This window comes from Luteimonas sp. Soil_C_5, from assembly GCF_057656615.1.
The window spans coordinates 324460-349705 of record NZ_JBDGKA010000002.1; the positions used below are offsets into that span (position 1 = coordinate 324460).

Below are 25246 nucleotides of genomic sequence, written 5' to 3' on the forward strand. Positions count from 1 at the left end.
AAAGGGGTGCCGATGGGCCGGCGAAACCGCTAGATGCGGCCTTGCGACGCGGTTTCAAGCGCCCCTCCATGCGGCGGCGCAACACGCTACAATGGTCGACTTCCTTCACTGCCCATAGTGCGCCCCGGTCTTCGACTCTGGCGCAGCCTTGCCCATGTCCATCGAACGCCTGCGCAATATCGCCATCGTCGCCCACGTCGACCACGGCAAGACCACCCTCGTCGACTGCCTGCTGAAGCAGTCGGGCACCCTGTCCGAGCGGACCGTCCTCGCCGAGCGCGTGATGGACAGCAACGACCAGGAAAAGGAACGTGGCATCACGATCCTCGCCAAGAACACGGCGATCACCTGGAACGGCAACCGCATCAACATCGTCGACACCCCCGGCCACGCCGACTTCGGCGGCGAGGTCGAGCGCGTGCTGTCGATGGTGGACACCGTGCTGATCCTGGTCGACGCGATGGACGGCCCGATGCCGCAGACGCGCTTCGTGACCCAGAAGGCGTTCGCGATGGGCTTCAAGCCGATCGTGGTGATCAACAAGGTCGACCGTCCCGGCTCGCGTCCGGAGTGGGTCGTGGAGCAGGTGTGGGACCTGTTCGACCGTCTCGGCGCCACTGCCGAGCAGATGGATTTCCCGATCGTCTACGCCTCGGCCCTGAACGGCTACGCCGGCCTCGAGGACACCGTGCGCTCGGGCGACATGACCCCGCTGTACGAAGCGATCATGCAGCACGCGCCGAAGCCGGAAGTCGATCCCGACGGCCCGTTCCAGATGCGCATCAGCCAGCTGGACTACAACAACTTCGTCGGCGTGATCGGTATCGGCCGCATCCAGCGCGGCACGCTGAAGAAGAACATGCCGGTCTCGGTGATCAACCGCGAAGGCAAGAAGCGCCAGGGCAAGGTGCTGCAGGTGCTCGGCTTCCTCGGCCTCGAGCGGATCGAGCAGGACAGTGCCGAAGCCGGTGACATCGTCGCCATCTCGGGCATCCAGGAACTGACGATCTCCGACACCATCTGTGCGCTGGACACCCCGGAAGCGCTGCCCGCGCTGACCGTCGACGAGCCGACGATCTCGATGACCTTCCAGGTCAACAACTCGCCGTTCGCCGGCAACAAGGACCTGTCGGGCGGCAAGTTCCTGACCAGCCGCCAGCTGAAGGACCGCCTCGAGCGCGAGACCGTGCACAACGTGGCGCTGAAGGTCGAGCAGCTGGAAGACGCGGACAAGTTCCTGGTCTCCGGCCGCGGCGAACTGCACCTGTCGGTGCTGATCGAGAACATGCGCCGCGAAGGTTACGAGCTGGCGGTGTCGCGCCCGGAAGTGATCATCAAGGAAATCGACGGCCAGATGATGGAGCCGATCGAGCAGCTGGTGGTCGATGTGGAAGAGACCCACCAGGGCGGCGTGATGGAGAAGCTGGGCATGCGCAAGGGCCAGCTGAAGAACATGGAACCGGACGGCAAGGGCCGCGTGCGCCTGGACTACGAGATCCCGGCGCGTGGCCTGATCGGCTTCCAGAACGAGTTCAAGACCCTGACCCAGGGCGGCGGCCTGCTGTTCCACGTGTTCGACCATTACGGTCCGAAGGAACAGGGCGCCATCGCCAAGCGCCTCAACGGCGTGATGATCGCCAATGCGGCGGGCGCGACTCCGGCCTACTCGCTCGGCCCGTTGCAGGAGCGCGGCAAGCTGTTCGCCGCCGAGGGCGACAACGTGTACGAGGGTCAGCTGGTCGGCATCCACTCCAAGGACAACGACCTGACCGTCAACGCGATCAAGACCAAGCCGCTGACCAATATGCGCGCCTCGGGCAAGGATGACGCGATCGCCCTGACCCCCGCGATCAAGTTCTCGCTGGAGCAGGCGCTCGACTTCATCGATGACGACGAACTGGTCGAGATCACCCCGAAGGAAATCCGTCTGCGCAAGAAGGCGCTGACCGAGAGCGATCGCAAGCGCGCGTCCCGCGCAGCGTGAGCCAGGCGCTGTTCCCGGCGTGGCGGCCCAGTGCCGACGGCCGGGCGGTGCTCGCGACGGTGTCGCAACGTTTGCAGACGGCGCGTCCTTTGGGCGCGCCGTCTTTGCAGGTGCGGCGCGAGGACCAGTGGCACGTCACGCTCTGTTTCATCGGCCGTGACGGCACGCACCTCGCGACACCGGCGCTGCACGTCGCATTCGCCGGTGCCGCTGCCCGCATTCCTCCGCACGCCTTCACGATCGAACGTCTCGCCTACTGGCCGCAGTCGGGCGCCGTCGTCGCATTGCCGCGTCCCTGCCCCGCCCTGCAGGCGCTGTGCGACGCGACGCGCGACGCGATCCGCCGCTGCGGCATCGCACCGGAGCAGGTCACGCATCAGCCGCATGTCACGCTGGCCTATGTCGGCAAGCACCAGCCGCCGCAGTCCTGGCTCGATGCCGTGGACTGCAGCGGCGATGCACTGGTCGTCGATACGTTCGAACTGCTGTTCAATCCCGGTGGCCACTACGACGTGCTCGGCGCGTGGCCACTGACCGGCGCGGCATTGCCCGAACCACCCCGACAGGACGCCCTGTTCTGATGACCGACGATCGCCCTGACACCCACAAGGGCCTGCGCGCGATCGCGCTGTTCGAGGCCGCCAAGGGCGTCTTCGCGCTCGTCGTGGCCGGCGCGCTCGCGGCGATCGGGCCGGATGCGCTGCAGCACGAACTCGAACGCGTGCTGGCCCGGTTCGGCGTGGACGCCGAGCGCGGCGGCACCGCCATGCTCGATGCGATCACGCCACAGACGCTGCACATCGCGATCGGCGTGGCGGTGATCTATGCCGGCATGCGGCTCGTGGAAGGCTGGGGCCTGTGGCGTCACCGCGCCTGGGCATCGTGGCTGGGCGTGATCGGTGCAGCGGCCTATCTGCCGTTCGAGATCTACGCGCTGTGGCAGCACCCGGACTGGATGACCTGGGGGGTGTTTCTGCTCAATCTGATGATCGTGCTGGTACTCGCACGCGATCTGCGCCGGCGCCGCAGCGCGGTCTGATCCAAGGGCTGCCGGCACACGTCGCCGCCATGCGCTGCGCACGACACCGGCCACGCGCAGAGATTCCTGGCCATGTTCCGTGTCATCCCGCAGACGCGGTGTCCGCGCTGGGGTTCGGCCTCGTACTGCTCACGAGTGCACCGGACGCACGCGCGGACGAGCGCCTGATCGAACAGACGTATGCCGCCGTCCAGGTCCCTGCTGCGGCGTACTTCGCCCGCTCCGCATGCGCCGACGCCTGCGGCCCGCTTTCAGCACCCGCCGGCCCTGACGCACACCGGGCCCATGTTCGCCTGGGAGACGCGCAACGACGATGTACGGCGGCTTTATCCGGGCTGGATGGGCCGCACCAAAGGCCTGCTGGACACGCACGCTGAAGGCAGGCAACGCGCATTCGTCAAGCGGCGGAACGCCATGAGCATCGAGGACGCCCAGACGCTGCGGGATCGATACTTCTCCGAGGACATCGCTGACGTCACGACCTGCGCCGCCGCGGCAACGCGCATGGATGCGCGCCAACTGGATACCGATGCGCGCTCCGGGGCCGGACGCGTACTGGCGACGCTGCAGGCGGCCGCTGACGCCGCAGCGCTGGGCGCCGGTAGCACGCGACGACCGAACCGCCTGCGCTGCCGAGACCAGCAGCCGGCTGCACTACTGGCGAGACAACCCGCTGACCTGCACCTGCTTGCGGACGATCAGCATCGCCGTTTCCAGCGCCTGTTCGTAGTTCAGACGCGGATCGACCTGGCTCTTGTACGCGCGCTCGAGATCGATCTCGGTCAGCGCCCGCGCCCCGCCCATGCACTCGGTGACGTCTTCGCCGGTCAGTTCCAGATGCACACCGCCCAGACGCGTCCCGCCTGCAGCGTGCAGGTCGAACGCCTGCTCGATCTCGCTACGGATGTTGTCGAAGCGGCGCGTCTTGTAGCCGTTGCTGGTGGATTCGGTATTGCCGTGCATCGGATCGCAGATCCACAGCACGCGGCGGCCGGAGCGGCGCACCGCCTCGAGCAATGCCGGCAGGCGTTCTGCGATCTGGGTCGCGCCCATGCGATGGATCAGGCTCAGGCGGCCGGGTTCGTCGTCGGGGTTGAGCACGTCGATCAGGCGCAGCAGTTCGTCGGGCGTCGACGTCGGACCGACCTTGACCCCGATCGGATTGCGCAGCCCGCGGAAGTACTCCACGTGCGCGCCATCGAGCGCCGCGGTGCGCACGCCGATCCACGGAAAATGGGTGCTGAGATTGAACCAGCCCGGCTGACGCGGCACCTGGCGGGTCTGTGCTTCCTCATAGGGCAGCAGCAACGCTTCATGCGACGTGTAGAAGTCGACCCGGTTGAGGTTGTGCACCTGCGTGCCGGCCAGCGTCTCCATGAAACGCACGGCATCGCCCAGCCCGGACACCATGCGCTGGTATTCCTCGGCCAGCGGCGATTCGCCCACCCACTCCAGGCCCCAGTATTCCGGGTGATGCAGATCGGCGAAGCCGCCATCGATCAGCGAGCGCACGAAGTTCATCGTCATCGCCGAACGCGCATGCGCCTTGATCATGCGCCGCGGATCCGGCGTGCGCGCCTCGCGCGTGAACGCCGGCGCGTTGACCACGTCACCGCGATAGCACGGCAGGGTCACGCCATCGCGCGTCTCGGTATCGGCCGAGCGCGGCTTGGCGTATTGCCCCGCGAACCGTCCCACGCGCACCACCGGCAGGCGCATGCCGTGCACGAGCACCAGGCTCATCTGCAGCAGCACCTTCAGACGGTTGGAGATGATGTCGGACGTGCAGTCGCCGAAATTCTCGGCGCAGTCGCCGCCCTGCAACAGGAATCGCCGCCCCTCCTGGGCATCGGCCAGCTGCTGCTTGAGGCTGAGGATCTCCCACGACGTCACCAGCGGCGGCAAGGCCCGCAGTTCCTGCTGCACCTCGGCCAGCGCGTCCGCATCCGGATAGGTCGGCAGCTGCTTGGCCAGGCGTTGCCGCCACGCGTCGGGCTGCCAGTCTTCGGGCACGGCGATGGGCGACTGGGGGCGTTCTGCGGACGACGGCATCAGGTGTTCCTCGCGGGGAGCGCCATCATCGCAGGTTGCCGCAATGCGTCAATTTGAACGCGGAACGCGTTCAGCGGCGCGCGCGCAGCCCGCCGACCAGCGCCAGTACGCCCAGCAGCAGGAACCACACTAGGCTCCAGGCAGGCATCGACAATCCCAGGAACGTCCAGTCCACCGTGCCGCAGTCACCGGTGCCGGTCAGCACCTTCTGGATCAGGGTGGGCGTGTCCATGGTTTCGCGCATGAAGGCGAACGGCGCGCCGCAGGCCGCGAAACCCGGCGGGTGCATCTGCAGCCACACATGCCGCCCCGCAATGCCGATGCCGACCGCCGCGGCGGCGAATGCCAGCAGACCGTAGATCGTCCGTCCGCCGGGGCGACGCGGCGCATGCAGGCCGGCGACGAGGAACACGAGACCCAGCGCGGCGAACGCGATGCGCTGGAAGATGCACAGCGGACACGGCTCGAGGCCCCACGCCAGCTGCGAGTAGATCGCGAATCCGATCAGCGCGACACAGATCGCGGCACCGGTGAGCATCAGCGACCGGAACGACCAGCGGAGAGGATTCATGGACAGACCGGCAGTGGGAATGTCGCGATTATCACGCCCCGCCGCGCAAACAAAAACCCCGGCCGAGGCCGGGGTTCTGTTCCATCGTCGACGGGAACCTGCGCACGCGGCGCAGGTCGTCGCGCTGGATTACTCGGCTTCGACCGACGCCTGCGGGCGATCGACCAGCTCGACGTACGCCATCGGCGCATTGTCGCCGGCGCGGAAGCCGCACTTGAGGATGCGCAGGTAGCCACCCGGACGCGCCGCGTAGCGCGGGCCGACGGTGGTGAACAGCGTGCCGACGGCTTCCTTGTCGCGCAGACGCGCGAAGGCGAGACGACGGTTGGCGACGCTGTCGATCTTGCCGAGGGTGATCAGCGGCTCTGCGACACGACGCAGTTCCTTGGCCTTCGGCAGGGTGGTCTTGATCAGTTCGCTCTTGATCAGCGAAGCGGCCATGTTGCGAAACATCGCTTCGCGATGGGCGCTGGTGCGGTTGAACTTGCGACCGGCTTTCTGGTGGCGCATGAGATGGATCCTTCAGATGGGAATGGTGGGTCTGTGTGAAGCTTTGGCGCCGTCCTGGCGTTGCAACTTGGACTGCGGATGGTCCGGAACCGGTCGTCCTTCACCGGCAACGCCGCGGGCTTCTGCCCGTCGGCGCGGTCTTGCGTACAGCGTCAATGCAGATCGGGAGCCGCGGCTCGCGCCGCGTTTGCACACCCGGCCCGGCGAAGCATGCCGGGCGTTCGCATCCCGCAACCGATGCCTGACGGCATCGGTTGCACGCGGGATGCTTACCCAAGCATGCCGTGAGCGGACACGCCGGTCGGCGGCCAGTTCTCGAGCTTCATGCCCAGTGCCAGGCCGCGCTGCGCCAGGACTTCCTTGATCTCGGTCAGCGACTTCTTGCCGAGGTTCGGGGTCTTGAGCAGCTCGACCTCGGTCTTCTGGATCAGGTCGCCGATGTAGTAGATGCTCTCGGCCTTGAGGCAGTTGGCCGAACGCACCGTCAGCTCCAGATCGTCGATCGGACGCAGCAGGATCGGATCCACGCCCGGCGTCTGCGGCTTCGCGGCGCCGCGATCGCGGTGCGTGAAGTCGCCGAACACCGACAGCTGGTCGGTGAGGATGTCGGCGGCGGTGCGCACGGCTTCCTCGGCGTCGATCGTGCCGTTGGTCTCGATGTCCAGGACCAGCTTGTCGAGGTCGGTACGCTGTTCGACGCGCGCGGCTTCGACTTCATACGCCACGCGACGGACCGGCGAGAACGACGCGTCCAGCATCAGACGACCGATGGCGCGGGTCTCTTCGTCCGGACGACGACGCGCGGAGGCCGGCTGGTAGCCGAAGCCGCGCTCGATCTTCAGACGCATGTTGATCGATGCGTCCTTGGTCAGATGGCAGATGATGTGGTCGCCGTTGAGAATCTCGACGTTGTGGTCCGTCTTGATGTCGGACGCCGTGACGACGCCCGCACCCGTCTTCGACAGCGACAGCGTCGAGCTTTCGCCGGTGCCCATGCGGATGGCGACGTCCTTGAGGTTCAGCAGGACTTCCAGCACGTCTTCCTGCAGGCCCTCGATGGTGCTGTACTCGTGCAGCACGCCGTCGATCTCGACTTCGGTGATCGCGAAGCCCGGAATCGACGACAGGAGCACGCGACGCAGGGCATTGCCCAGCGTGTGCCCATACCCACGCTCCAGCGGCTCGATCACGACCTTCGCGCGGTTTCCTGCGAGACGTTCGATCTGAGGGCCGCGGGGACGCAGGACCTGGTTGGCGGTAGCCGTCATGTGTGTGTATCTCCTGGGGACCGCCGCGCCGGGGGGCGCGGCGAGGCCTGAATGAATTACTTCGAGTACAGCTCGACGATCAGCGCTTCGTTGATGTCAGCCGGCAGGTCGCCGCGATCCGGCACCGACTTGAACACACCAGTGAACGCCTTCGAGTCGACCTCGACCCAAGACGGCGACAGGTCCATCGTCGACCACACGTTCAGCGCTTCCTGCACGCGAAGCTGCTTCTGTGCCTTCTCGGACAGGGCGATGGAATCGCCCGCCTTGACCTGGTACGACGGCAGATTCACCGACTGGCCGTTGACCGTGACGCCACGGTGCGACACCAGCTGGCGCGCGGCCGGACGGGTGACGGCGAAGCCCATGCGATAGACCACGTTGTCGAGGCGCGTCTCGAGGAGCTGCAGCAGGTTTTCACCCGTGTTGCCCTTCTTGGTGGACGCCTTCTTGTAGTAGTTGCGGAACTGGCGCTCCAGCAGGCCGTAGATACGCTTGACCTTCTGCTTCTCGCGAAGCTGGGTGGCGTAATCCGAGAGCTTGCTGCGACGCGCGCCGGTGCCGGCACCGTGCTGACCGGGCTTCTGCTCGAGCTTGCACTTCGAGTCGAGCGCACGGGTCGGGCTCTTGAGGGACAGGTCGGCGCCTTCACGGCGCGCGAGCTTACAGGTAGGACCGATATAACGAGCCATTTCTTATCGCTCCTTTAGACGCGACGCTTCTTCGGCGGGCGGCATCCGTTGTGCGGGATGGGCGTCACGTCGATGATGTTGATGATCTTGTAGCCCACGTTGTTCAACGAACGCACGGCCGACTCACGGCCCGGACCCGGACCCTTGATGCGCACTTCCAGCGACTTCACGCCGTAGTCGAGCGCAGCCTTGCCGGCCTTCTCGGCGGCAACCTGGGCTGCGAACGGGGTCGACTTACGCGAGCCGCGGAAACCCGCGCCACCCGAGGTCGCCCACGAGAGCGCATTGCCCTGGCGGTCGGTGATCGTGATGATCGTGTTGTTGAACGAAGCGTGGACATGCGCGACGCCGTCGGTGACGACGCGCTTGATCTTCTTCTTGGTCTTGCTTGCGGACGGCTTGGCCATAGTCTGAGTTCCTTACTTCCTGATGGCCTTGCGCGGACCCTTGCGGGTGCGTGCATTGGTCCGGGTGCGCTGGCCACGCAGCGGGAGACCACGGCGATGACGCAGGCCGCGATAGCACGACAGGTCCATCAGACGCTTGATCGCCATACCGACTTCGCGGCGGAGGTCACCCTCGACCACGTACTTGCCGACTTCGGCGCGCAGGCGCTCGACTTCGGGCTCGGACAGGTCACGGATCTTGGTGGTGGTCTCGACGCCTGCGGCTTCGCAGACCTTCTTCGACCGGGTACGGCCAATGCCGTAGATGCTCTGAAGCCCAACCCAGACATGCTTCTGGGCAGGCAGGTTCACGCCTGCAATACGCGCCATGCGCGGATTCTCCAACTGGTTTGCTGCCAGGGGTTCAATCCCGGCAAAAGGGAACATGAAATGATAACAGGGCCTCGGGCTTTCAGGAAGTCCACGACGCTGACGCGTCCTGAACCCGGCATGGGGAGTGTGCCCATGCTCCGGCGAAGGCACCGGGGCGGCAGCCGGGGACGGACCCCACCTGCCCCGCGCACTACTCTTGCGCGCGGATAACCCGATACCACCCGCGCCCGAGACCGCCGCGCGAGTCGCCCATCTGAATCCCGGCGCGTGTGTCCGGGATTCGTGCCGCCCGGCCGGGCGGCGGATACGGAACCGGCGAGACCGGCTCCGTGGTGAAAAGGGTCGCTGCGCGGACGGACCGCACAGCGACCATCAAACGATCAGCGCGTCGACCCGCTGCGCGAACCCTTCAGGTTCGACTTCTTGAGCAGGCTTTCGTACTGGTGCGACATCAGGTGCGACTGGATCTGCGCGATGAAATCCATCACCACGACGACCACGATCAGCAGCGAGGTGCCACCGAAGTAGAACGACGTCCCGAACTCGGCCCGCATGAATTCCGGCAAGAGGCAGACCAGCACCAGATAGGCGGCACCGACTGCGGTCAGACGGGTCAGCACGCCATCGATGTAATCCGCCGTCGCCTTGCCCGGACGGATGCCCGGAATCAGCGCACCCGACTTCTTGAGGTTGTCGGCGGTTTCCTGGCTGTTGAAGACCAGCGCAGTGTAGAAGAACGCGAAGCCGGCAATCAGGCCGCCGAACAGCAACACGTACAGCGGCTCACCGGGCGACATGGCCTGCGCAAGACGCTGCAGCCAGGGCGCGGAACCCGCTTCACCGAACCACGTCGACACGGTCGCCGGGAACATGATGATCGACGATGCGAAGATCGCCGGGATCACGCCCGCCATGTTGAGCTTCAGCGGCAGGAACGAACTCTGGTTCATGTAGCCATTGTTGCGGCCACCCTGACGGCGTGCGTAGTTGACCGTGATCCGCCGCTGGCCACGCTCGACGAACACCACGAAGAACACCGCGGCCAGCACCACGATCAGCAGCAGGATCGCAGCGATCGGGCTCATGTCGCCGTTGCGCAGCGAATCGAAGGTGCCCAGGACGGCGCCCGGAAGGCCCGCGACGATGCCGGCGAAGATGATCAGCGAGACACCGTTGCCGATGCCGCGCTCGGTCACCTGTTCGCCCAGCCACACCAGGAACATCGTGCCGGCGGTGAGCGCGATGATCGCGGTCAACACGAAGCCCATGCCCGGCGAGTAGACGACCGGAATGCCGTTGTTGGCACCCGAGCTCTGCAGCGCGACGGCGATACCGGCCGACTGGAAGATCGCCAGCGGAATCGCACCGATGCGCGACCACTGGGTGATCCGGCGCCGACCCGACTCGCCTTCCTTCTGGATGGCCTTCAGGCTGGGCACGACCTGCACCAGCAGCTGCATCACGATGGACGCGGAGATGTACGGAATCACGTTCAGCGCGAACAGGCTGAAACGCGACAGCGCACCACCGGAGAACATGTTGAACATGTCCACGATGGTGCCTTCCTGCTGCTCCATGAGCTGCAGCATGGCTTCGGGATTGACGCCCGGCACCGGGATGAAACACCCGATGCGGTAGACGATCAGGGCACCGAGCACGAACAGCAGGCGCTGGCGGAGCTCGGTGAATTTACCGAGCCCGGCGCCGACCCCACCCATTGCGCTGCCGCTTCGCGACATCCGGCTTACTCCTCGACCTTGCCGCCAGCGGCTTCGATCGCCGCGCGGGCACCGGCCGTGGCGAGCACGCCCTTGAGCACGAGCTTCTTGCTGATCTCGCCCTTGAGGACGATCTTCGCGCGCTTGGCGGTGCTGGGCACCAGCTTGGCGGCACGCAGCGCGGCGAAGTCGACGTCACCGTCGAGCTTGTCGAGCTGGTAGAGCATCACTTCGGCCACGTCGAGCTTCAGCTTGGAGCGGAAACCGACCTTCGGCAGACGCTTGCGCAGCGGCATCTGGCCGCCTTCGAAGCCGGCCTTGATCTTGCCCTTGCCCGAACGCGCGAACGAACCCTTGTGGCCACGACCCGCGGTCTTGCCGAGGCCCGAACCGATGCCGCGACCGACGCGCGTGCGCTCGGTGCGGGCGCCCTGTGCGGGCTTGAGAGTATTGAGCTTCATCTGGATTATTCCTCGACCCGGACCAGGTAATGGACCTTGTTGATCAGGCCACGGACCTGGGGGCTGTCCTTCAGTTCGCGCACGTCGTTGAGCTTGCCGAGGCCGAGGGCCTTGACCGACAGGCGATGCTTGGCCTGCGAACCACGCAGACCCTTGACCAGGCGCACCTTGACGGTGCCGCTGGTGGATTCGTTCTTAGCCATTGACCAGATCCTCCACCTTCTTGCCGCGCTTGGCAGCGATCTGCGCCGGCGAGTGCATTTCGTTGAGGCCGCGGATCGTGGCGCGCACGAGGTTGATCGGATTGCGTGAACCGACGGCCTTGGCCAGCACGTCCTTGACGCCGACGGCTTCCAGCACGGCGCGCATCGCGCCACCGGCGATCACGCCGGTACCTTCCGACGCGGGCTGCATGAACACGCTCGCCGCACCGTGGCGCGACTTGACCGTGTGCCACAGGGTGCTGCCGTTGAGGTCGACGACCTTCTGGTTCTTGCGGGCCTGCTCCATCGACTTCTGGATGGCGACCGGCACTTCGCGCGCCTTGCCGTAACCGAAACCGACCTTGCCGTTGCCGTCGCCGACGACCGTCAGCGCGGTGAACGTGAACTGGCGACCGCCCTTGACGGTCTTGCTGACACGGTTGACCGTGATCAGCTTCTCGATCATGCCGTCGTCGAGTTCCTCGCGATCGCGATTACGGTCGCGGCCGCGATTTTCCCTTTCATTTGCCATGGTTGCTGCCTTATTGGATTGAGAGATGTACGGCTAAGGGCCGCTTGGAGTTGTGGGCTGCTGCGGTGACACGCGATGCGGCGCAAAAGGCCGCAGGCGTCCGGCACGACCCGTGCCGGCAGGTGGCAGACGACGCGGGGCAGGCCCGCGTCGGCATTTGAATCAGAACTGCAGACCGCCTTCGCGCGCCGCATCGGCCAGCGCCTTGATGCGACCGTGGTAGCGGTAGCCGGAACGATCGAATGCGATCTTCTCGATACCGGCGGCCTTGGCCTTCTCGGCGATGGCACGACCGACCTTGGTCGCGGCATCGGCGTTCTTGCCGTTCTTCAGGCCGTCCTTGACGTCGGACTGCGTGGTGTTGGCGGCAGCCAGCACCTTCGAGCCGTCGGCGCTGAACAGCTGGGCGTAGATGTGCTGGCCGGTGCGCAGCACCGAAAGACGCGGCACGCCCAGGATACGGATGTGCGCGCGGGTCGACTTGGCGCGGCGCAGACGCGCGGTGTTCTTGATGCTCATGGTCTTGATCCTTGGGAAGCGGATGGGCCTTAGGCCTTCTTGGCTTCCTTGCGAATGATGGTCTCGTCGGAGTACTTCACGCCCTTGCCCTTGTACGGCTCCGGCGGACGGAATCCGCGGATCTTGGCGGCGACCTGACCGACGAGCTGCTTGTCCGCACCCTGGACCAGGATCTCGGTCTGGGTCGGCGTGGCGAGCGTGATGCCCTCCGGCGCCTGGTACACGACCGGATGCGAGAACCCGAGCGACAGGTTCAGATCCTTGCCCTGCAGCGCGGCGCGGTAACCGACGCCGACGAGCTCGAGCTTGCGCTCGAAGCCGGTCGACACGCCGTGCACCATATTCGCGACGATCGCACGCAGGGTGCCGGTGAGCGGAATCTGCGACGGATCATTGGCCGAAAGCAGCGCATTGCCGTCTTCGATGGTGATCTCGATATCCGACGGCTTGGCGAGCGACAGGGTGCCCTTCGGGCCCTTCACGCTGACCAGCTCGGGCTGGATGTTGAGCTCGACGCCCTTCGGCAGGGCGATCGGCTTCTTGGCAACTCGGGACATTGTGCGTTACTCCCTTAAGCCACGAAGCACAGGACTTCGCCGCCGACACCATGCTGGCGTGCCTTCGCGTCGGTCATGATGCCCTTGGACGTGGAAATGATGGACACGCCCAGGCCGTTGAGGACCTTCGGCAGCGCGTCCTTGCCGCGGTACTGGCGCAGACCCGAGCGCGAGAAGCGCTTCAGGGTCTCGATGACCGGACGGCCTTCGTAATACTTGAGGACGATCTCGAGTTCGGCCTTGGCGCCGTTCTCGGTCACGCGGAAATCGCTGATGTAGCCCTCGTCCTTCAGGACGGTGGCGATTGCGACCTTGATCTTGGACGACGGCATCGACGCCGTCTGCTTGCCTACAGCGGCCGCATTGCGAATGCGGACCAGCATGTCGGCGATGGGATCAGTCATGCTCATGATGATTACCTTCTGAGTGCACCGATATCCGCTTTCGCGAATTTCTAGTTGTGACCCGTCCGTTGCGGACAGGGGTACTGCGTGAGGGGCCGTATTGTACAGGTCCGGCGCCGGAGCGCCAGACCTGGTTCACGCCCTTCGCGTTGCCGTATTACCAGCTGGCCTTGCGCAGGCCGGGCACGTCGCCACGCATGGTGGCTTCGCGCAGCTTGTTGCGGCCGAGGCCGAACTTGCTGTACACGCCGCGCGGACGACCGGACAGCGCGCAACGCGTCGTCTGGCGGGCCGGCGACGAATCGCGGGGCAGCTTCTGCAACTTGGTCACGGCCTCGGCCTTGTCCTCGTAGCTCGCGGTCTGGCTGCTGATGATCTTCTTCAGCGCCGCGCGCTTTTCAGCGTGCTGCTTGACCAGCTTGGTGCGCTTGGTCTCGCGGTTGATCATTGACGTCTTTGCCATGGGATGCTCTGCCTCCGGATCAGTTGCGGAACGGGAAGCGGAAGGCTTCCAGCAACGCCTTGGCTTCTTCGTTGGTACGGGCCGTCGTGGTGATCGCGATATCCATGCCGCGCACCGCATCGACCTGGTCGAAGTCGATTTCCGGGAAGATGATCTGCTCTTTCACGCCCATGTTGAAGTTGCCGCGACCGTCGAACGAACGGGCGGACACACCACGGAAGTCGCGCACGCGCGGCAGCGAGACGTTGACCAGGCGGTCGAAGAACTCGTACATGCCGTTGCGACGCAGCGTGACCTTGCAGCCGATCGGCCAGCCGTCACGGATCTTGAAGGACGCCACCGAGACGCGCGACTTCGTCACCAGCGGCTTCTGGCCGCTGATCTTGGCCATGTCGGCCGTCGCATTCTCGAGCACCTTCTTGTTCGCGGCCGCCTCGCCCACGCCCATGTTGAGCGTGATCTTGGACAGGCGCGGGACCTGCATGATGTTGTCGTAACCGAACTGCTTCATCAGCTTCGGCACCACTTCATCCTTGTAGAACTGTTCCAGACGCGTCGTCATTTCTGCATTCCTCAGGCGTCCAGCGCCTCACCGCTCGAGCGGAACACGCGCAGCGTGCGTCCATCCTCGAGTGTCTTGGTTCCGATGCGCTCGCCCTTGCCGGTGGCAGGGTTGAACGGCATCACGTTCGAAGCGTGGATCGGTGCTTCGCGCTCGATCACACCACCTGCCTGACCCGCCTGCGGGTTGGGCTTGGTGTGACGCTTGATGATGTTGATGTTCGACACGACGACCTTGTCGCCGATCACGCGCACCACGTCACCGCGCTTGCCCTTGTCCTTGCCGGCGATCACGACAACGTGGTCGCCCTTCTTGATTCGATTGGCCATTTTCGTTTCTCCGCTCAGAGCACTTCGGGCGCGAGCGAGACGATCTTCATGAACTTCTCGGAACGCAGTTCACGGGTCACGGGCCCGAAGATGCGGGTGCCGATCGGCTCCTGCTTGTTGTTCAGCAACACGGCGGCATTGCCGTCGAAGCGGATCAGCGAACCGTCGGGACGGCGGACACCCTTGCGGGTGCGCACCACGACGGCGTCATAGACCTCGCCCTTCTTGACCTTGCCACGCGGAATCGCTTCCTTGATCGACACCTTGATGATGTCGCCGATCGCGGCGTAACGGCGCTTGGAGCCGCCGAGCACCTTGATGCACATCACTTCCTTGGCACCGCTGTTGTCCGCCACATCGAGGTGGCTCTGCATCTGGATCATGGTATGCCCTCCTCGTTATTCGGCGGCGCGCGTGACGATTTCCGCCACGCGCCAGTTCTTGGTCTTGGACATCGGCGCGATCTCGACCACCTTCACCAGATCACCTTCCTGGCAGGCATTGTCGGCATCGTGCGCATGGAGCTTGGTCGAGCGCTTGATGTACTTGCCGTACAACGCGTGCTTGACCTGACGCTCGACCAGCACGGTGACGGTCTTGTCCATCTTGTTGCTGACCACGCGGCCCTGGACCGTACGCTGCTTCTTTTCGGTATTCATGGTCGGGTCCTTACTTCTTCTGACCGATCAGGGTGTTCACGCGCGCGATTTCGCGGCGTACCCGACGGGCTTCGTGCGTCTTGGTCAGCTGGCCGGTGGCCTTCTGCATGCGGAGCGAGAAACGCTCCTTGTGCAGCTCGAGGAGGTGCGACTGCAAATCCTCGGCCGACTTCTCGCGGAGTTCCTTGGTCGTAGCCATCAGCGCACCGTCCGGGTCACGAATTGGGTGGTGACCGACAGCTTCGCGGCGGCCAGGCGGAACGCTTCGCGCGCCACCTCCTCCTCGACACCCTCGATCTCGAAGATCATGCGGCCGGGCTGGATCTGCGCGACCCAGTACTCGACGCTGCCCTTGCCGGAGCCCATTCGGACTTCGATCGGCTTCTTGGTGATCGGCTTGTCCGGGAACACGCGGATCCACATCTTGCCGCCGCGCTTGACGTGACGGCTGATGGAACGACGACCGGCTTCGATCTGACGGGCGGTCAGCTGGCCGGTCGCGGTCGACCGGAGGCCGAACTCGCCGAAGCTGACGGCATTGCCGCTCCACGCCAGGCCGTCGTTACGGCCCTTGTGCATCTTGCGGTATTTGGTTCGCTTGGGTTGCAACATGATTAGTCCCTCGCCTCGCGCTCGCGACGCGGACCCCGACGATCGCGGTCATTGCGATCACCACGGTCTCCGCCACGCGGCGTGTCGTCCTGCTTCTCCTGGCCCACCTGGCTGAAATCGAAGATTTCACCCTTGTAGATCCAGGTCTTGATGCCGATGATCCCGTAGGTCGTCTTGGCTTCGGCAAAGCCGTAGTCGACGTCGGCGCGGAGGGTGTGCAACGGCACGCGGCCTTCGCGATACCACTCCGAACGTGCGATCTCGGCGCCGTTGAGGCGGCCGGCGACGTTGACCTTGATGCCCAGCGCGCCGAGACGCATCGCGTTACCGACAGCGCGCTTCATCGCGCGGCGGAACATGATGCGACGCTCGAGCTGCTGCGCGATCGACTCGGCGACCAGCTGCGCGTCGAGTTCCGGCTTGCGGACTTCGGTCACGTTGATGTGCGCCGGAACGCCCATCATCGCGCTGACGTCCTTGCGCAGCTTCTCGATGTCCTCGCCGCGCTTGCCGATCACCACGCCCGGACGGGCGGTGTGGATCGTCACGCGCGCCGTCTTTGCCGGACGCTCGATCAGGATCTTGCTGATGCCGGCCGAGGCGAGACGCTTGCGCAGCATCTCGCGGACCTTCAGATCAGCGGCCAGGTACTCGGCGTATTCCTTCTTGCCGGCGTACCACTTGGAGTTCCAGTCCTTGGCGATGCCGAGGCGGATGCCGGTGGGATGAACTTTGTGACCCATATTACTTGCCCTCTCCCACGACGACGGTGATGTGGCTGGTGCGCTTGAGGATGCGGGTACCGCGTCCCTTTGCGCGCGCCATGAAGCGCTTCAGCGTCGGACCTTCGTCGACCGTGATGGTGGCGATCGTGAGTTCGTCGACATCGGCGCCAGCGTTGTTCTCGGCGTTGGCGATGGCCGATTCGACGACCTTCTTGATCATGTGCGCGGCTTTCTTGTCCGAGAACTTCAGCAGACCGACGGCGCGTTCGACCGGCAGACCACGGACCTGGTCAGCGACCAGACGTGCCTTCTGCGGCGAAATGCGCGCGGTGCGGAGGATCGCGGTGCGCTTGTTGACCTCGGTGCGAGCGCGCTTCTGCTCTTCGAGGCGGGCTTTCGTTGCCTTGTCCATTGTGCGCTCCTTACCTGCCCGACTTCTTGTCGCCGCCGTGACCCTTGAAGGTCCGCGTCAACGCGAATTCGCCGAGCTTGTGGCCCACCATGTTCTCGTTGACCAGCACCGGGACGTGGTTCTTGCCGTTATGGATGGCGATGGTGAAACCGATCATGTCCGGCAGGACCATCGAGCGACGCGACCAGGTCTTGATCGGCTTCTTGGTGTTGGAACCCGCGGCTTCCACCTTCTTGACGAGGTGGTGGTCGACGAAGGGACCCTTCTTGAGTGAACGTGCCATGGTCTATCAGCTCCTGCGATCGCGCACGATGAACTGCTGCGTCCGCTTGTTATGGCGGGTCTTGTAGCCCTTGGTCGGGACACCCCACGGAGTAACCGGGTGCGGGTTGCCCTGACCGGCCTTCGCTTCACCACCGCCGTGCGGATGGTCAACCGGGTTCATGGCCGCACCGCGAACGGTCGGCTTGACGCCGCGCCAGCGCTTCGCACCGGCCTTGCCCAACTTCTCGAGGCTGTGCTCGTCGTTGCTGACCTCGCCGATCGTGGCGCGGCACTCGGACGGCACGCGACGCACTTCGCCCGAGCGCAGACGCACGGTGGCGTAGACGCCTTCGCGCGACACCAGTTGCACGCCGGCACCGGCGGCGCGCGCGATCTGCGCACCCTTGCCCGGCTTCATCTCGATGCAGTGGATCGTCGAACCGACCGGGATGTTGCGCAGCGGCAGCGTGTTGCCCGTCTTGATCGGGGCATCCGAACCGGAGATCACCTGGTCGCCGGCCTTCAGACCCTTCGGCGCGATGATGTAACGGCGCTCGCCGTCGACATAGCACAGCAGCGCGATGTGGGCGGTACGGTTCGGGTCATATTCGATGCGCTCGACGCGCGCCGGAATGCCTTCCTTGTCCCGCTTGAAATCGACGATGCGGTAGTGCTGCTTGTGGCCACCACCGATGTGACGGGTGGTGATGCGGCCGTGGTGGTTGCGACCACCGGTGTTGGTCTTCTTCTCGACCAGCGCAGCGTGCGGCGCACCCTTGTGCAGATCGGGGTGCACGACGCGGACCGCGGAACGGCGGCCGGGCGAAGTGGGCTTGAACTTCATCAATGGCATCGGGGCTTCCTCAGACCTTCGCGTTCATGACGTCGATCGACTGGCCGTCGGCCAGCTTCACGTAGGCCTTGCGCCAGTCACCGCGGCTGCCCTGGCGCTGACGGAAGGACTTGTTCTTGCCCTTCACGTTCAACACATTGACGGCCTCGACCTTGACGTCGAACAGCTTCTCGATCGCGGCCTTGATGTCGGCCTTGGTGGCGACCGTCGACACTTCGAACGCGTACTGGTTGGACACTTCCTGCAGACGCGCGGTCTTTTCGGACACACGCGGCGCACGGATCACTTCATAGAGCTTGGCGTCGTTCATGCCAGCCACTCCTCGATCTTCTTCACCGCATCGGTGGTGATCAGCACGGTATCGGCGCCGACCAGCGCGACCGGATCCAGGCCCTGCACGTCGCGGATTTCGACGTACGGCAGGTTGCGTGCCGACAGGTACAGGTGCTCCGAAGCGTCTTCGGTCACGATCAGCGGGCGCTTGCCCAGATCGAATTCCTTGAGCTTGGCGACCATGCCGCTGGTCTTCGTCTCGGACAGGTCGAACGTCTCGACGACGGTCAGACGGCCCTGGCGGTTGAGCTCGGACAGGATCGCCGACATCGCCGCGCGGTACATCTTGCGGTTGACCTTCTGCTCGAAGCTGCGCGGCTTGGCCGCGAAGGTCACGCCACCGCCGACGAAGATCGGAGCCGTCAGCGCGCCGTGACGCGCACCGCCGCCCTTCTGCTTCTTCGACTTCTTGGTCGTGCCGTTGACTTCAGAGCGCGTCTTCTGCGCCTTGGTACCGGCGCGACCGGCGTTGCGATAGGCAACGACGACCTGGTGGACCAGGTTTTCGCTGAAATCGCGGCCGAAGACTTCGTCGGAGACCGACAGCTTCGTGCTGCTGTTGTTGATTGCGAGTTCCATCGTGCTACTCCTTATGCCTTGCTCGACGGACGCACGATCACGTCACCGCCCGGCGCGCCCGGGACTGCGCCCTTGACGGCAATCAGGCCACGCGCAGCATCGACCTGGACGATCTGCAGGCGCTGCGTGGTCTGGTTCTCGGCACCCATGTGACCGGACATCTTCTTGCCCGGAAACACGCGGCCCGGCGTCTGGCGCTGACCGAGCGAACCCGGCTGGCGATGCGACAGCGAGTTACCGTGCGTGGCGTCGCCCATCTTGAAGTTCCAGCGCTTGATCGTGCCCTGGAAGCCCTTGCCCTTCGTGACGCCCTGGACGTCGACGATCTGGCCCACTTCGAAGATGTCGGCCTTGATTTCGCCACCGACGGTGTAGTCGGCGATCTTGTCGTCGGCGACGCGGAGCTCCCACAGGCCACGACCCGCTTCGACCTTCGCCTTGGCGAGGTGACCGGTTTCCGGCTTGTTGAGCAGCGATGCGCGCTTGACGCCCGCGGTGATCTGCACGGCGCTGTAGCCGTCGGTCTCCACGGTCTTGATCTGGGTGATACGGTTCGGGGTTGCCTCGATCAGCGTCACCGGCACGGACTTGCCGTCTTCGGTGAACACCCGGCTCATGCCGGCCTTGCGGCCGACGATGCCCAACGAATGAATCTTCGCGGTCATGGTGCGGTCCTCAGGTCAGCTTGATCTGGACGTCGACGCCGGCTGCGAGCTCGAGCTTCATCAGCGCATCAACGGTCTTGTCATTCGGGTCGACGATGTCCAGCACGCGCTTGTGCGTGCGGGTCTCGTACTGGTCACGCGCATCCTTGTCGACGTGCGGCGACGTCAGGATGGTGTAACGCTCGATCTTGGTGGGCAGCGGGATCGGGCCGCGCACCTGCGCACCGGTCCGCTTGGCCGTTTCGACGATCTCGCTGGCCGAACGGTCGATCAGGCGATGATCGAACGCCTTGAGGCGGATCCGGATTTTTTGGTCCGTCATGACGGAAATATCCTTCGTTAAAAGAGCGACGGGCCTGCGGCTGGGTGCGCAGAACCCCATTGATTCGTGGCTGTCCGAGGCATTCACCCGCGCCCCGGGACCGTTCCCTGTAAAACAAAAGGCAGACCGGTTTCCCGATCCGCCCAGACCACAGAAATTCAGACGCGGTGATCCGCTCCATCCCTTCGTGCTCCGGAAATTTCCGGAACGGGTGGAGCACAGCCTCGCGACATTTCCGTGTCTGGCGAAGACGAGGGCATCCTGCACCTCATTTCGCGTCCCGCGAACCTGCCGGATACATTCGGCCAACCCGCGAGGGTCTTGCATTCTAGCGGGTACCGACGGGTGGGCGCAAGCCCTGCCCTTCGAAGACCGGACGGGCCGGCTGGACCGGCCCGTTTTCGATCGTCATTCCCGCGTAGGCGGGAATCCAATGACTTTCGCCTTTACCTCGAATTCCGGGCTGAAAGTCACTGGATCCCCGCCTGCGCGGGGATGATCTTCCGGCAGCCACGCGCGCGATGCGCGCGTGGGCCGTCAGGTCACTTGATGATCTTGGCGACCACGCCGGCGCCGACGGTACGACCGCCTTCGCGGATCGCGAAGCGCAGGCCTTCGTCCATCGCCACCGGGTTGATCAGCGTGACCACCATCTTCACGTTGTCGCCCGGCATCACCATCTCGGTGCCTTCCGGCAGTTCACACGCACCCGTGATGTCGGTCGTGCGGAAGTAGAACTGCGGACGGTAGCCCTTGAAGAACGGCGTGTGACGGCCGCCTTCGTCCTTCGACAGGACATAGACTTCGGCTTCGAACTCGGTGTGCGGCTTGATCGAACCCGGCTTGGCCAGCACCTGGCCACGCTCGACGTCGTCACGCTTGGTGCCGCGCAGCAGCAGACCGGCGTTGTCGCCCGCCTGACCCTGGTCGAGCAGCTTGCGGAACATTTCGACGCCCGTGACGGTCGTCTTCTGCACCGGACGGATACCGACGATTTCGATTTCTTCGCCGACCTTGATCACGCCGCGCTCGATACGACCGGTCACGACCGTGCCGCGGCCCGAGATCGAGAACACGTCTTCGACCGGCATCAGGAACGCCTTGTCGATGTCACGCTCCGGCTCCGGGATGAAGCTGTCGAGGGCGTCGACCAGCTTCAGGATCGCCGGCACGCCGATGTCGCTCTGGTCGCCTTCCAGCGCCAGACGGGCCGAGCCGTGGATGATCGGGGTGTCGTCGCCCGGGAAGTCGTACTTCGACAACAGCTCGCGCACTTCCATCTCGACCAGCTCGAGCAGCTCGGCGTCGTCGACCATGTCGGCCTTGTTCAGGAACACGACGATGTGCGGCACGCCGACCTGACGCGACAGCAGGATGTGCTCGCGGGTCTGCGGCATCGGGCCGTCAGCCGCCGAACACACCAGGATCGCGCCGTCCATCTGCGCAGCACCGGTGATCATGTTCTTGACGTAGTCGGCGTGACCCGGGCAATCGACGTGCGCGTAGTGGCGCTTCTCGGATTCGTATTCGACGTGCGCGGTCGAGATCGTGATGCCGCGCGCCTTCTCTTCCGGCGCCGCGTCGATCGCGTCGTAGGCCTTGAATTCGCCGCCGAAGCGTTCCGCACCGATCTTCGTCAGCGCCGCGGTCAGCGTCGTCTTGCCGTGGTCAACGTGACCAATCGTGCCCACGTTCACGTGGGGCTTGGTGCGCTCGAACTTACCCTTAGCCATGGTGATTCACCTTTCTATCTATTGATTCGGGATTGGAAACTGGGATCCGGAATTCCGGCGCCGCACCGCGGCGCCGGATTCCAATCCCGAGGGATTACTTCTTGATGACGGTTTCGGCGATGTTCGTCGGCGCTTCCGCGTAGTGATCGAACTCCATCGAGAACGTCGCACGACCCTGGGACATCGAGCGCAGCGTCGTCGCATAGCCGAACATTTCGCCCAGCGGGATCATCGCGTTGATGATCTTGCCCGACGGGCTGTCGTCCTGGCCCTGCAGGATGCCGCGACGACGGCTGACGTCGCCCATCACGTCGCCGAGGTAATCCTCGGGGCTGACGATCTCGACCTTCATCATCGGCTCCAGCAGCACCGGGCTCGCCTTGACGAAGCCCTGCTTGAACGCCATCGACGACGCCAGCTTGAACGCCATTTCCGACGAGTCGACGTCGTGGTACGAGCCGAACACCAGCTTGACCTTGACGCCCACGACCGGGAAGCCGGCGATCGGACCACTGGTGATCGTCTCGCGGATGCCCTTCTCGACCGACGGGATGAATTCCTTCGGGATCACGCCACCGGTGATGTCGTTGATGAAGAGGAAGTCGTCCTTGATGTCACCGGCCAGCTTCGGATCGGCACGATCCTCGGCGGTCAGCGGCGACAGTTCGATGACCACGTGGCCGTACTGACCCTTACCGCCGGACTGCTTGGCGTGCTTGTAGTCCGACTTCACGTCTGCGGTGCGGATCGTCTCGCGGTACGCGACCTGCGGCTTGCCGACGTTGGCTTCGACGTTGAACTCGCGCTTCATGCGGTCCACGAGGATGTCCAGGTGCAGCTCGCCCATGCCGGCGATGATGGTCTGGCCGGACTCTTCGTCGGTACGCACGCGGAAGGACGGATCCTCCTGCGCCAGGCGACCGAGCGCGAGGCCCATCTTCTCCTGGTCCGACTTGGTCTTCGGCTCGACCGCCATCGAGATGACGGGCTCCGGGAACACCATGCGCTCGAGCGTGATGATGTGATCCTGCGCGCACAGCGTGTCGCCGGTGGTCACGTCCTTCAGGCCGACGGCCGCAGCGATGTCGCCCGCGCGCACTTCCTTGATCTCTTCGCGGTTGTTGGAGTGCATCTGCAGGATGCGACCCACGCGCTCCTTCTTCGACTTGACCGGGTTGAACACCTGGTCGCCGGCGTTGAGCACGCCCGAGTAGACGCGGAAGAACGTCAGCGAACCCACGAACGGATCCGTCATGATCTTGAACGCCAGCGCCGAGAACGGAGCCTTGTCGTCGGCGACGCGGGTGTCTTCCTTCTCGTCGTCGTCGATGCCCTGCACCGGCGGACGATCGGCCGGCGACGGCAGCAGCTGGATCACGCCGTCGAGCATCGCCTGGACGCCCTTGTTCTTGAACGCCGTACCGCAGAACACGGGGACGATCTCGACCTTCAGGGTGCGCTCGCGCAGGCCGCCGATGATCTCTTCCTCGGACAGGTCGCCTTCGTTGAGATACTTGTCCATCAGCGCTTCGTTGGCCTCGGCCGCAGCCTCGACCATGAAGCTGCGCGCCTCGGTCGACACGTCGACGAGGTTGGCCGGGATGTCGCGGTACTCGAACACCGTGCCCTGCGACGCGGTATCCCAGTGGATCGCCTTCATCTTCAGCAGGTCGACCACGCCCTCGAAGCCGTCTTCGGCGCCGATCGGCACCTGCATCGGTACCGCGTACGCGCCGAGGCGCGACTTCAGCTGCTCGACGACCTTGTCGAAGTTGGCACCCGTGCGGTCCATCTTGTTGACGAACGCGAGGCGCGGCACCTGGTACTTGTTGGCCTGGCGCCACACGGTCTCGGACTGCGGCTGCACGCCGCCGACCGCGCACAGCACGAACACCGCGCCGTCGAGCACGCGCAGCGAACGCTCGACTTCGATGGTGAAGTCGACGTGGCCGGGGGTGTCGATGATGTTGAAGCGGTGCTCGGGCAGCGACTTGTCCATGCCCTTCCAGAACGCCGTGGTGGCCGCCGAAGTGATGGTGATGCCGCGTTCCTGCTCCTGCTCCATCCAGTCCATGGTGGCGGCGCCATCGTGCACTTCACCGATCTTGTGGCTGACGCCGGTGTAGAACAGGATGCGCTCGGAAGTCGTGGTCTTGCCGGCATCGATGTGGGCCATGATGCCGAAGTTGCGGTAGCGTTCGATGGGAGTCGTGCGAGCCACGTCAGTCTCTCGTATTGAATGGCGAAGGCCCGTTGAAACGCGGACGCATCGCGATGGAATCGCTTGAATGGACGAATGCCGCCTTGCGGCGGCCTTCGGATCCTGCGTGCGGTGTGTGACCGCCTGGAGGCACCTGAGATGGTGCCGACGGGCTCCGGAATCAACCGGAGCCCGCGGGTCCGCTTACCAGCGGTAGTGCGCGAACGCCTTGTTGGCGTCGGCCATGCGGTGGGTCTCTTCGCGCTTCTTGATCGCGCCACCACGGTTTTCCGAAGCGTCGATCAGCTCGGCAGCCAGCTTGCGCGGCATGCTGTTCTCGCCGCGCTTGCGCGCCGACTCGATCAACCAGCGCATCGCCAGTGCCATGCGACGCGACGAACGCACTTCGACCGGCACCTGGTACGTGGCACCGCCGACGCGGCGCGACTTGACCTCGACCGACGGCGAGATGTTGCCCAGCGCCTTTTCGACCAGCTCCAGCGGATTGCCGTTCTTCTCGCCGATGACGTCCATGGCGCCGTAGACGATCTTTTCAGCGATCGACTTCTTGCCGCTCTTCATGACCATGTTGATGAAGCGAGCGATCGTGTCGCTGTTGTGCTTCGGGTCGGGCAGCACCGAACGCTGCGGGGTGTTTCCTTTACGCGACATTGTCTATTCCTCAGCCCTTCGGACGCTTGGTGCCGTACTTCGAACGTGCCTGCTTGCGCTTCGCAACGCCGGCAGCGTCGAGCGAACCGCGGACGGTGTGGTAACGCACACCCGGCAGATCCTTGACGCGGCCGCCGCGGATCAGGACCACGGAGTGCTCCTGCAGGTTGTGGCCTTCGCCGCCGATGTACGAGATGACCTCGTAACCGTTGGTCAGGCGCACCTTGGCGACCTTGCGAAGCGCCGAGTTCGGCTTCTTCGGGGTCGTCGTGTACACGCGGGTGCAGACGCCACGGCGCTGCGGGCAGTTCGCCAGTGCGGGCGAAGTGCTCTTGTAGGTTTCGGGGCTGCGCGGCTTCCGCACCAGCTGGTTGATCGTTGCCATCAGGTCTCGGGTTCTGTGGTTTCGGGCCAAGGGCCCGGTGAAAAACGAAGGCAGACCGGAACGCCGTCTGCCAGACGAAAAAGTATAGCCCGCGCCGACGCAGTGCGTCAACGCGAGCTGATACCGCCGCCGGCCGGCCACGTGTGGCACAGCCCGACATAACAACGTCCCGTCCGTCCTGGACCGAAT

The 25246-nt window shown here is 64.8% G+C and carries 36 protein-coding genes; 3 read left to right on the forward strand and 33 right to left on the reverse strand.

From position 1 onward, the window contains the following. Positions 1-154: 154 nt before the first annotated feature. From typA to AC3A5K_RS05905, 3 genes are read left to right on the forward strand one after another with little or no spacing between them, the layout of a single operon-like run. Entirely contained in the window at positions 155-1984 is a 1830-nt protein-coding gene (typA, locus tag AC3A5K_RS05895; protein WP_487616590.1) for a translational GTPase TypA, read from the forward strand. Next, the gene (locus AC3A5K_RS05900; RefSeq protein WP_487616591.1) at positions 1981-2565 is read left to right on the forward strand and encodes a 2'-5' RNA ligase family protein; all 585 of its coding nucleotides are present in this window, start codon (positions 1981-1983) and stop codon (positions 2563-2565) included. Before typA ends, AC3A5K_RS05900 begins: the two co-directional genes overlap by 4 nt. Then, positions 2565-3023, forward strand: coding sequence for a DUF2127 domain-containing protein (locus tag AC3A5K_RS05905; RefSeq protein ID WP_487616592.1), 459 nt, complete (start codon positions 2565-2567; stop codon positions 3021-3023). Before AC3A5K_RS05900 ends, AC3A5K_RS05905 begins: the two co-directional genes overlap by 1 nt. A 654-nt stretch (positions 3024-3677) precedes the next feature. On the opposite strand, the gene AC3A5K_RS05910 is transcribed toward AC3A5K_RS05905, so the two are convergent. From AC3A5K_RS05910 to rpsL, 33 genes are all read right to left on the reverse strand, one after another. After that, a complete protein-coding gene (locus AC3A5K_RS05910; protein WP_487616593.1) occupies positions 3678-5075 on the reverse strand; it encodes a class II 3-deoxy-7-phosphoheptulonate synthase in 1398 nt (465 codons plus the stop codon). 70 nt (positions 5076-5145) lie between these two features. After that, a complete protein-coding gene (locus tag AC3A5K_RS05915) occupies positions 5146-5646 on the reverse strand; it encodes a disulfide bond formation protein B (protein WP_487616594.1) in 501 nt (166 codons plus the stop codon). Between the two features lie 129 nt (positions 5647-5775). Next, positions 5776-6156 carry a 50S ribosomal protein L17 gene (gene rplQ, locus AC3A5K_RS05920; protein ID WP_487616595.1) on the reverse strand — a complete coding sequence of 127 codons (381 nt, stop codon included), beginning with the start codon at positions 6154-6156 and terminating at the stop codon, positions 5776-5778. A 269-nt stretch (positions 6157-6425) separates the two neighbouring features. After that, the gene (locus tag AC3A5K_RS05925; protein WP_487616596.1) at positions 6426-7424 is read right to left on the reverse strand and encodes a DNA-directed RNA polymerase subunit alpha; all 999 of its coding nucleotides are present in this window, start codon (positions 7422-7424) and stop codon (positions 6426-6428) included. 56 nt (positions 7425-7480) lie between these two features. Further along, on the reverse strand, positions 7481-8116 hold the full coding sequence (gene rpsD, locus AC3A5K_RS05930) for a 30S ribosomal protein S4 (RefSeq protein WP_487616597.1): 636 nt from the start codon (positions 8114-8116) through the stop codon (positions 7481-7483). A gap of 14 nt (positions 8117-8130) precedes the next feature. Then, entirely contained in the window at positions 8131-8523 is a 393-nt protein-coding gene (gene rpsK, locus AC3A5K_RS05935) for a 30S ribosomal protein S11 (RefSeq protein ID WP_487616598.1), read from the reverse strand. Positions 8524-8535: 12 nt separating this feature from the next. After that, on the reverse strand, positions 8536-8892 hold the full coding sequence (rpsM, locus tag AC3A5K_RS05940; protein WP_394004233.1) for a 30S ribosomal protein S13: 357 nt from the start codon (positions 8890-8892) through the stop codon (positions 8536-8538). Positions 8893-9275: 383 nt separating this feature from the next. Further along, a complete protein-coding gene (secY, locus tag AC3A5K_RS05945) occupies positions 9276-10634 on the reverse strand; it encodes a preprotein translocase subunit SecY (RefSeq protein WP_487616599.1) in 1359 nt (452 codons plus the stop codon). Positions 10635-10639: 5 nt separating this feature from the next. Next, on the reverse strand, positions 10640-11074 hold the full coding sequence (gene rplO / locus AC3A5K_RS05950; RefSeq protein ID WP_487616600.1) for a 50S ribosomal protein L15: 435 nt from the start codon (positions 11072-11074) through the stop codon (positions 10640-10642). Positions 11075-11079: 5 nt separating this feature from the next. After that, positions 11080-11277 carry a 50S ribosomal protein L30 gene (gene rpmD / locus AC3A5K_RS05955; protein WP_487616601.1) on the reverse strand — a complete coding sequence of 66 codons (198 nt, stop codon included), beginning with the start codon at positions 11275-11277 and terminating at the stop codon, positions 11080-11082. After that, complete coding sequence (gene rpsE / locus AC3A5K_RS05960) at positions 11270-11809, reverse strand: 30S ribosomal protein S5 (protein WP_487616602.1); 540 nt, start codon at positions 11807-11809, stop codon at positions 11270-11272. The genes rpmD and rpsE overlap by 8 nt, the downstream gene beginning before the upstream one ends. A 162-nt stretch (positions 11810-11971) precedes the next feature. Next, positions 11972-12328, reverse strand: a complete 357-nt coding sequence (gene rplR / locus AC3A5K_RS05965) for a 50S ribosomal protein L18 (protein WP_487616603.1) — start codon at positions 12326-12328, stop codon at positions 11972-11974. A gap of 29 nt (positions 12329-12357) precedes the next feature. Continuing rightward, positions 12358-12885: a 50S ribosomal protein L6 gene (rplF, locus tag AC3A5K_RS05970; RefSeq protein ID WP_487616604.1), complete on the reverse strand. Its 528-nt coding sequence runs from the start codon at positions 12883-12885 to the stop codon at positions 12358-12360. Between the two features lie 14 nt (positions 12886-12899). Then, positions 12900-13295, reverse strand: coding sequence for a 30S ribosomal protein S8 (gene rpsH / locus AC3A5K_RS05975; protein WP_232134465.1), 396 nt, complete (start codon positions 13293-13295; stop codon positions 12900-12902). Between the two features lie 151 nt (positions 13296-13446). Then, complete coding sequence (rpsN, locus tag AC3A5K_RS05980; protein WP_487616605.1) at positions 13447-13752, reverse strand: 30S ribosomal protein S14; 306 nt, start codon at positions 13750-13752, stop codon at positions 13447-13449. A 19-nt stretch (positions 13753-13771) separates the two neighbouring features. Then, a complete protein-coding gene (rplE, locus tag AC3A5K_RS05985) occupies positions 13772-14314 on the reverse strand; it encodes a 50S ribosomal protein L5 (RefSeq protein ID WP_487616606.1) in 543 nt (180 codons plus the stop codon). Positions 14315-14325: 11 nt separating this feature from the next. Next, positions 14326-14643, reverse strand: a complete 318-nt coding sequence (gene rplX, locus AC3A5K_RS05990; RefSeq protein WP_487616607.1) for a 50S ribosomal protein L24 — start codon at positions 14641-14643, stop codon at positions 14326-14328. Between the two features lie 14 nt (positions 14644-14657). Continuing rightward, positions 14658-15026: a 50S ribosomal protein L14 gene (gene rplN / locus AC3A5K_RS05995; RefSeq protein ID WP_150928980.1), complete on the reverse strand. Its 369-nt coding sequence runs from the start codon at positions 15024-15026 to the stop codon at positions 14658-14660. Between the two features lie 15 nt (positions 15027-15041). After that, entirely contained in the window at positions 15042-15302 is a 261-nt protein-coding gene (gene rpsQ, locus AC3A5K_RS06000) for a 30S ribosomal protein S17 (protein WP_055246847.1), read from the reverse strand. Positions 15303-15312: 10 nt separating this feature from the next. Then, the gene (gene rpmC, locus AC3A5K_RS06005; protein WP_096008891.1) at positions 15313-15501 is read right to left on the reverse strand and encodes a 50S ribosomal protein L29; all 189 of its coding nucleotides are present in this window, start codon (positions 15499-15501) and stop codon (positions 15313-15315) included. Continuing rightward, entirely contained in the window at positions 15501-15914 is a 414-nt protein-coding gene (gene rplP / locus AC3A5K_RS06010) for a 50S ribosomal protein L16 (RefSeq protein WP_232115896.1), read from the reverse strand. The genes rpmC and rplP overlap by 1 nt, the downstream gene beginning before the upstream one ends. Positions 15915-15916: 2 nt before the next feature. Further along, the gene (gene rpsC, locus AC3A5K_RS06015) at positions 15917-16657 is read right to left on the reverse strand and encodes a 30S ribosomal protein S3 (protein ID WP_487616608.1); all 741 of its coding nucleotides are present in this window, start codon (positions 16655-16657) and stop codon (positions 15917-15919) included. A 1-nt stretch (position 16658) separates the two neighbouring features. Continuing rightward, positions 16659-17051 carry a 50S ribosomal protein L22 gene (rplV, locus tag AC3A5K_RS06020; RefSeq protein ID WP_232134462.1) on the reverse strand — a complete coding sequence of 131 codons (393 nt, stop codon included), beginning with the start codon at positions 17049-17051 and terminating at the stop codon, positions 16659-16661. Positions 17052-17061: 10 nt separating this feature from the next. Further along, the gene (gene rpsS / locus AC3A5K_RS06025) at positions 17062-17334 is read right to left on the reverse strand and encodes a 30S ribosomal protein S19 (protein ID WP_232115897.1); all 273 of its coding nucleotides are present in this window, start codon (positions 17332-17334) and stop codon (positions 17062-17064) included. A gap of 6 nt (positions 17335-17340) precedes the next feature. After that, on the reverse strand, positions 17341-18168 hold the full coding sequence (gene rplB, locus AC3A5K_RS06030; RefSeq protein ID WP_159679901.1) for a 50S ribosomal protein L2: 828 nt from the start codon (positions 18166-18168) through the stop codon (positions 17341-17343). A 10-nt stretch (positions 18169-18178) separates the two neighbouring features. Beyond that, positions 18179-18478 carry a 50S ribosomal protein L23 gene (rplW, locus tag AC3A5K_RS06035; protein WP_096208160.1) on the reverse strand — a complete coding sequence of 100 codons (300 nt, stop codon included), beginning with the start codon at positions 18476-18478 and terminating at the stop codon, positions 18179-18181. Further along, complete coding sequence (gene rplD, locus AC3A5K_RS06040; RefSeq protein ID WP_232134459.1) at positions 18475-19080, reverse strand: 50S ribosomal protein L4; 606 nt, start codon at positions 19078-19080, stop codon at positions 18475-18477. Before rplD ends, rplW begins: the two co-directional genes overlap by 4 nt. Before the next feature lie 11 nt (positions 19081-19091). Then, complete coding sequence (rplC, locus tag AC3A5K_RS06045) at positions 19092-19745, reverse strand: 50S ribosomal protein L3 (RefSeq protein WP_487616609.1); 654 nt, start codon at positions 19743-19745, stop codon at positions 19092-19094. Between the two features lie 10 nt (positions 19746-19755). Continuing rightward, positions 19756-20067: a 30S ribosomal protein S10 gene (gene rpsJ / locus AC3A5K_RS06050; RefSeq protein ID WP_047137645.1), complete on the reverse strand. Its 312-nt coding sequence runs from the start codon at positions 20065-20067 to the stop codon at positions 19756-19758. Positions 20068-20609: 542 nt separating this feature from the next. Further along, complete coding sequence (gene tuf / locus AC3A5K_RS06055) at positions 20610-21800, reverse strand: elongation factor Tu (RefSeq protein WP_487616610.1); 1191 nt, start codon at positions 21798-21800, stop codon at positions 20610-20612. A gap of 94 nt (positions 21801-21894) precedes the next feature. After that, positions 21895-24021, reverse strand: coding sequence for an elongation factor G (fusA, locus tag AC3A5K_RS06060; RefSeq protein WP_487616611.1), 2127 nt, complete (start codon positions 24019-24021; stop codon positions 21895-21897). Between the two features lie 183 nt (positions 24022-24204). After that, a complete protein-coding gene (rpsG, locus tag AC3A5K_RS06065; RefSeq protein WP_487616612.1) occupies positions 24205-24672 on the reverse strand; it encodes a 30S ribosomal protein S7 in 468 nt (155 codons plus the stop codon). Positions 24673-24682: 10 nt separating this feature from the next. Continuing rightward, positions 24683-25057 carry a 30S ribosomal protein S12 gene (gene rpsL / locus AC3A5K_RS06070; RefSeq protein WP_487616613.1) on the reverse strand — a complete coding sequence of 125 codons (375 nt, stop codon included), beginning with the start codon at positions 25055-25057 and terminating at the stop codon, positions 24683-24685. Positions 25058-25246: the final 189 nt, after the last annotated feature.

Bases quoted from the DNA above. Each gene is read 5' to 3' on its own strand.
- tuf (WP_487616610.1), bottom strand. From the start codon at position 21,800: ATGGCTAAGGGTAAGTTCGAGCGCACCAAGCCCCACGTGAACGTGGGC.
- rplN (WP_150928980.1), bottom strand. From the start codon at position 15,026: ATGATCCAGATGCAGAGCCACCTCGATGTGGCGGACAACAGCGGTGCC.
- rpsC (WP_487616608.1), bottom strand. From the start codon at position 16,657: ATGGGTCACAAAGTTCATCCCACCGGCATCCGCCTCGGCATCGCCAAG.
- AC3A5K_RS05910 (WP_487616593.1), bottom strand. From the start codon at position 5,075: ATGCCGTCGTCCGCAGAACGCCCCCAGTCGCCCATCGCCGTGCCCGAA.
- rpsN (WP_487616605.1), bottom strand. From the start codon at position 13,752: ATGGCAAAGACGTCAATGATCAACCGCGAGACCAAGCGCACCAAGCTG.
- typA (WP_487616590.1), top strand. From the start codon at position 155: ATGTCCATCGAACGCCTGCGCAATATCGCCATCGTCGCCCACGTCGAC.
- rplX (WP_487616607.1), bottom strand. From the start codon at position 14,643: ATGGCCAATCGAATCAAGAAGGGCGACCACGTTGTCGTGATCGCCGGC.
- rplW (WP_096208160.1), bottom strand. From the start codon at position 18,478: ATGAACGACGCCAAGCTCTATGAAGTGATCCGTGCGCCGCGTGTGTCC.
- rpsQ (WP_055246847.1), bottom strand. From the start codon at position 15,302: ATGAATACCGAAAAGAAGCAGCGTACGGTCCAGGGCCGCGTGGTCAGC.
- rpsJ (WP_047137645.1), bottom strand. From the start codon at position 20,067: ATGACGGACCAAAAAATCCGGATCCGCCTCAAGGCGTTCGATCATCGC.
- rpmD (WP_487616601.1), bottom strand. From the start codon at position 11,277: ATGGCTAAGAACGAATCCACCAGCGGCACCGTCAAGGTGCGCCTGGTC.
- rpsM (WP_394004233.1), bottom strand. From the start codon at position 8,892: ATGGCGCGTATTGCAGGCGTGAACCTGCCTGCCCAGAAGCATGTCTGG.
- rpsD (WP_487616597.1), bottom strand. From the start codon at position 8,116: ATGGCTCGTTATATCGGTCCTACCTGTAAGCTCGCGCGCCGTGAAGGC.
- AC3A5K_RS05915 (WP_487616594.1), bottom strand. From the start codon at position 5,646: ATGAATCCTCTCCGCTGGTCGTTCCGGTCGCTGATGCTCACCGGTGCC.
- AC3A5K_RS05905 (WP_487616592.1), top strand. From the start codon at position 2,565: ATGACCGACGATCGCCCTGACACCCACAAGGGCCTGCGCGCGATCGCG.
- rplF (WP_487616604.1), bottom strand. From the start codon at position 12,885: ATGTCCCGAGTTGCCAAGAAGCCGATCGCCCTGCCGAAGGGCGTCGAG.
- rpsE (WP_487616602.1), bottom strand. From the start codon at position 11,809: ATGGCAAATGAAAGGGAAAATCGCGGCCGCGACCGTAATCGCGATCGC.
- rpsH (WP_232134465.1), bottom strand. From the start codon at position 13,295: ATGAGCATGACTGATCCCATCGCCGACATGCTGGTCCGCATTCGCAAT.
- rplP (WP_232115896.1), bottom strand. From the start codon at position 15,914: ATGTTGCAACCCAAGCGAACCAAATACCGCAAGATGCACAAGGGCCGT.
- rpsK (WP_487616598.1), bottom strand. From the start codon at position 8,523: ATGGCCAAGCCGTCCGCAAGCAAGACCAAGAAGAAGATCAAGCGCGTC.
- rplV (WP_232134462.1), bottom strand. From the start codon at position 17,051: ATGGACAAGGCAACGAAAGCCCGCCTCGAAGAGCAGAAGCGCGCTCGC.
- rpsL (WP_487616613.1), bottom strand. From the start codon at position 25,057: ATGGCAACGATCAACCAGCTGGTGCGGAAGCCGCGCAGCCCCGAAACC.
- rplD (WP_232134459.1), bottom strand. From the start codon at position 19,080: ATGGAACTCGCAATCAACAACAGCAGCACGAAGCTGTCGGTCTCCGAC.
- rpsG (WP_487616612.1), bottom strand. From the start codon at position 24,672: ATGTCGCGTAAAGGAAACACCCCGCAGCGTTCGGTGCTGCCCGACCCG.
- rplR (WP_487616603.1), bottom strand. From the start codon at position 12,328: ATGAGCATCAAGAACACCGCGCGTCTGCGCCGCGCCAAGTCGACCCGC.
- rplC (WP_487616609.1), bottom strand. From the start codon at position 19,745: ATGACCGCGAAGATTCATTCGTTGGGCATCGTCGGCCGCAAGGCCGGC.
- rplQ (WP_487616595.1), bottom strand. From the start codon at position 6,156: ATGCGCCACCAGAAAGCCGGTCGCAAGTTCAACCGCACCAGCGCCCAT.
- rplB (WP_159679901.1), bottom strand. From the start codon at position 18,168: ATGCCATTGATGAAGTTCAAGCCCACTTCGCCCGGCCGCCGTTCCGCG.
- secY (WP_487616599.1), bottom strand. From the start codon at position 10,634: ATGTCGCGAAGCGGCAGCGCAATGGGTGGGGTCGGCGCCGGGCTCGGT.
- rpmC (WP_096008891.1), bottom strand. From the start codon at position 15,501: ATGGCTACGACCAAGGAACTCCGCGAGAAGTCGGCCGAGGATTTGCAG.
- AC3A5K_RS05925 (WP_487616596.1), bottom strand. From the start codon at position 7,424: ATGACGGCTACCGCCAACCAGGTCCTGCGTCCCCGCGGCCCTCAGATC.
- rpsS (WP_232115897.1), bottom strand. From the start codon at position 17,334: ATGGCACGTTCACTCAAGAAGGGTCCCTTCGTCGACCACCACCTCGTC.
- rplO (WP_487616600.1), bottom strand. From the start codon at position 11,074: ATGAAGCTCAATACTCTCAAGCCCGCACAGGGCGCCCGCACCGAGCGC.
- rplE (WP_487616606.1), bottom strand. From the start codon at position 14,314: ATGACGACGCGTCTGGAACAGTTCTACAAGGATGAAGTGGTGCCGAAG.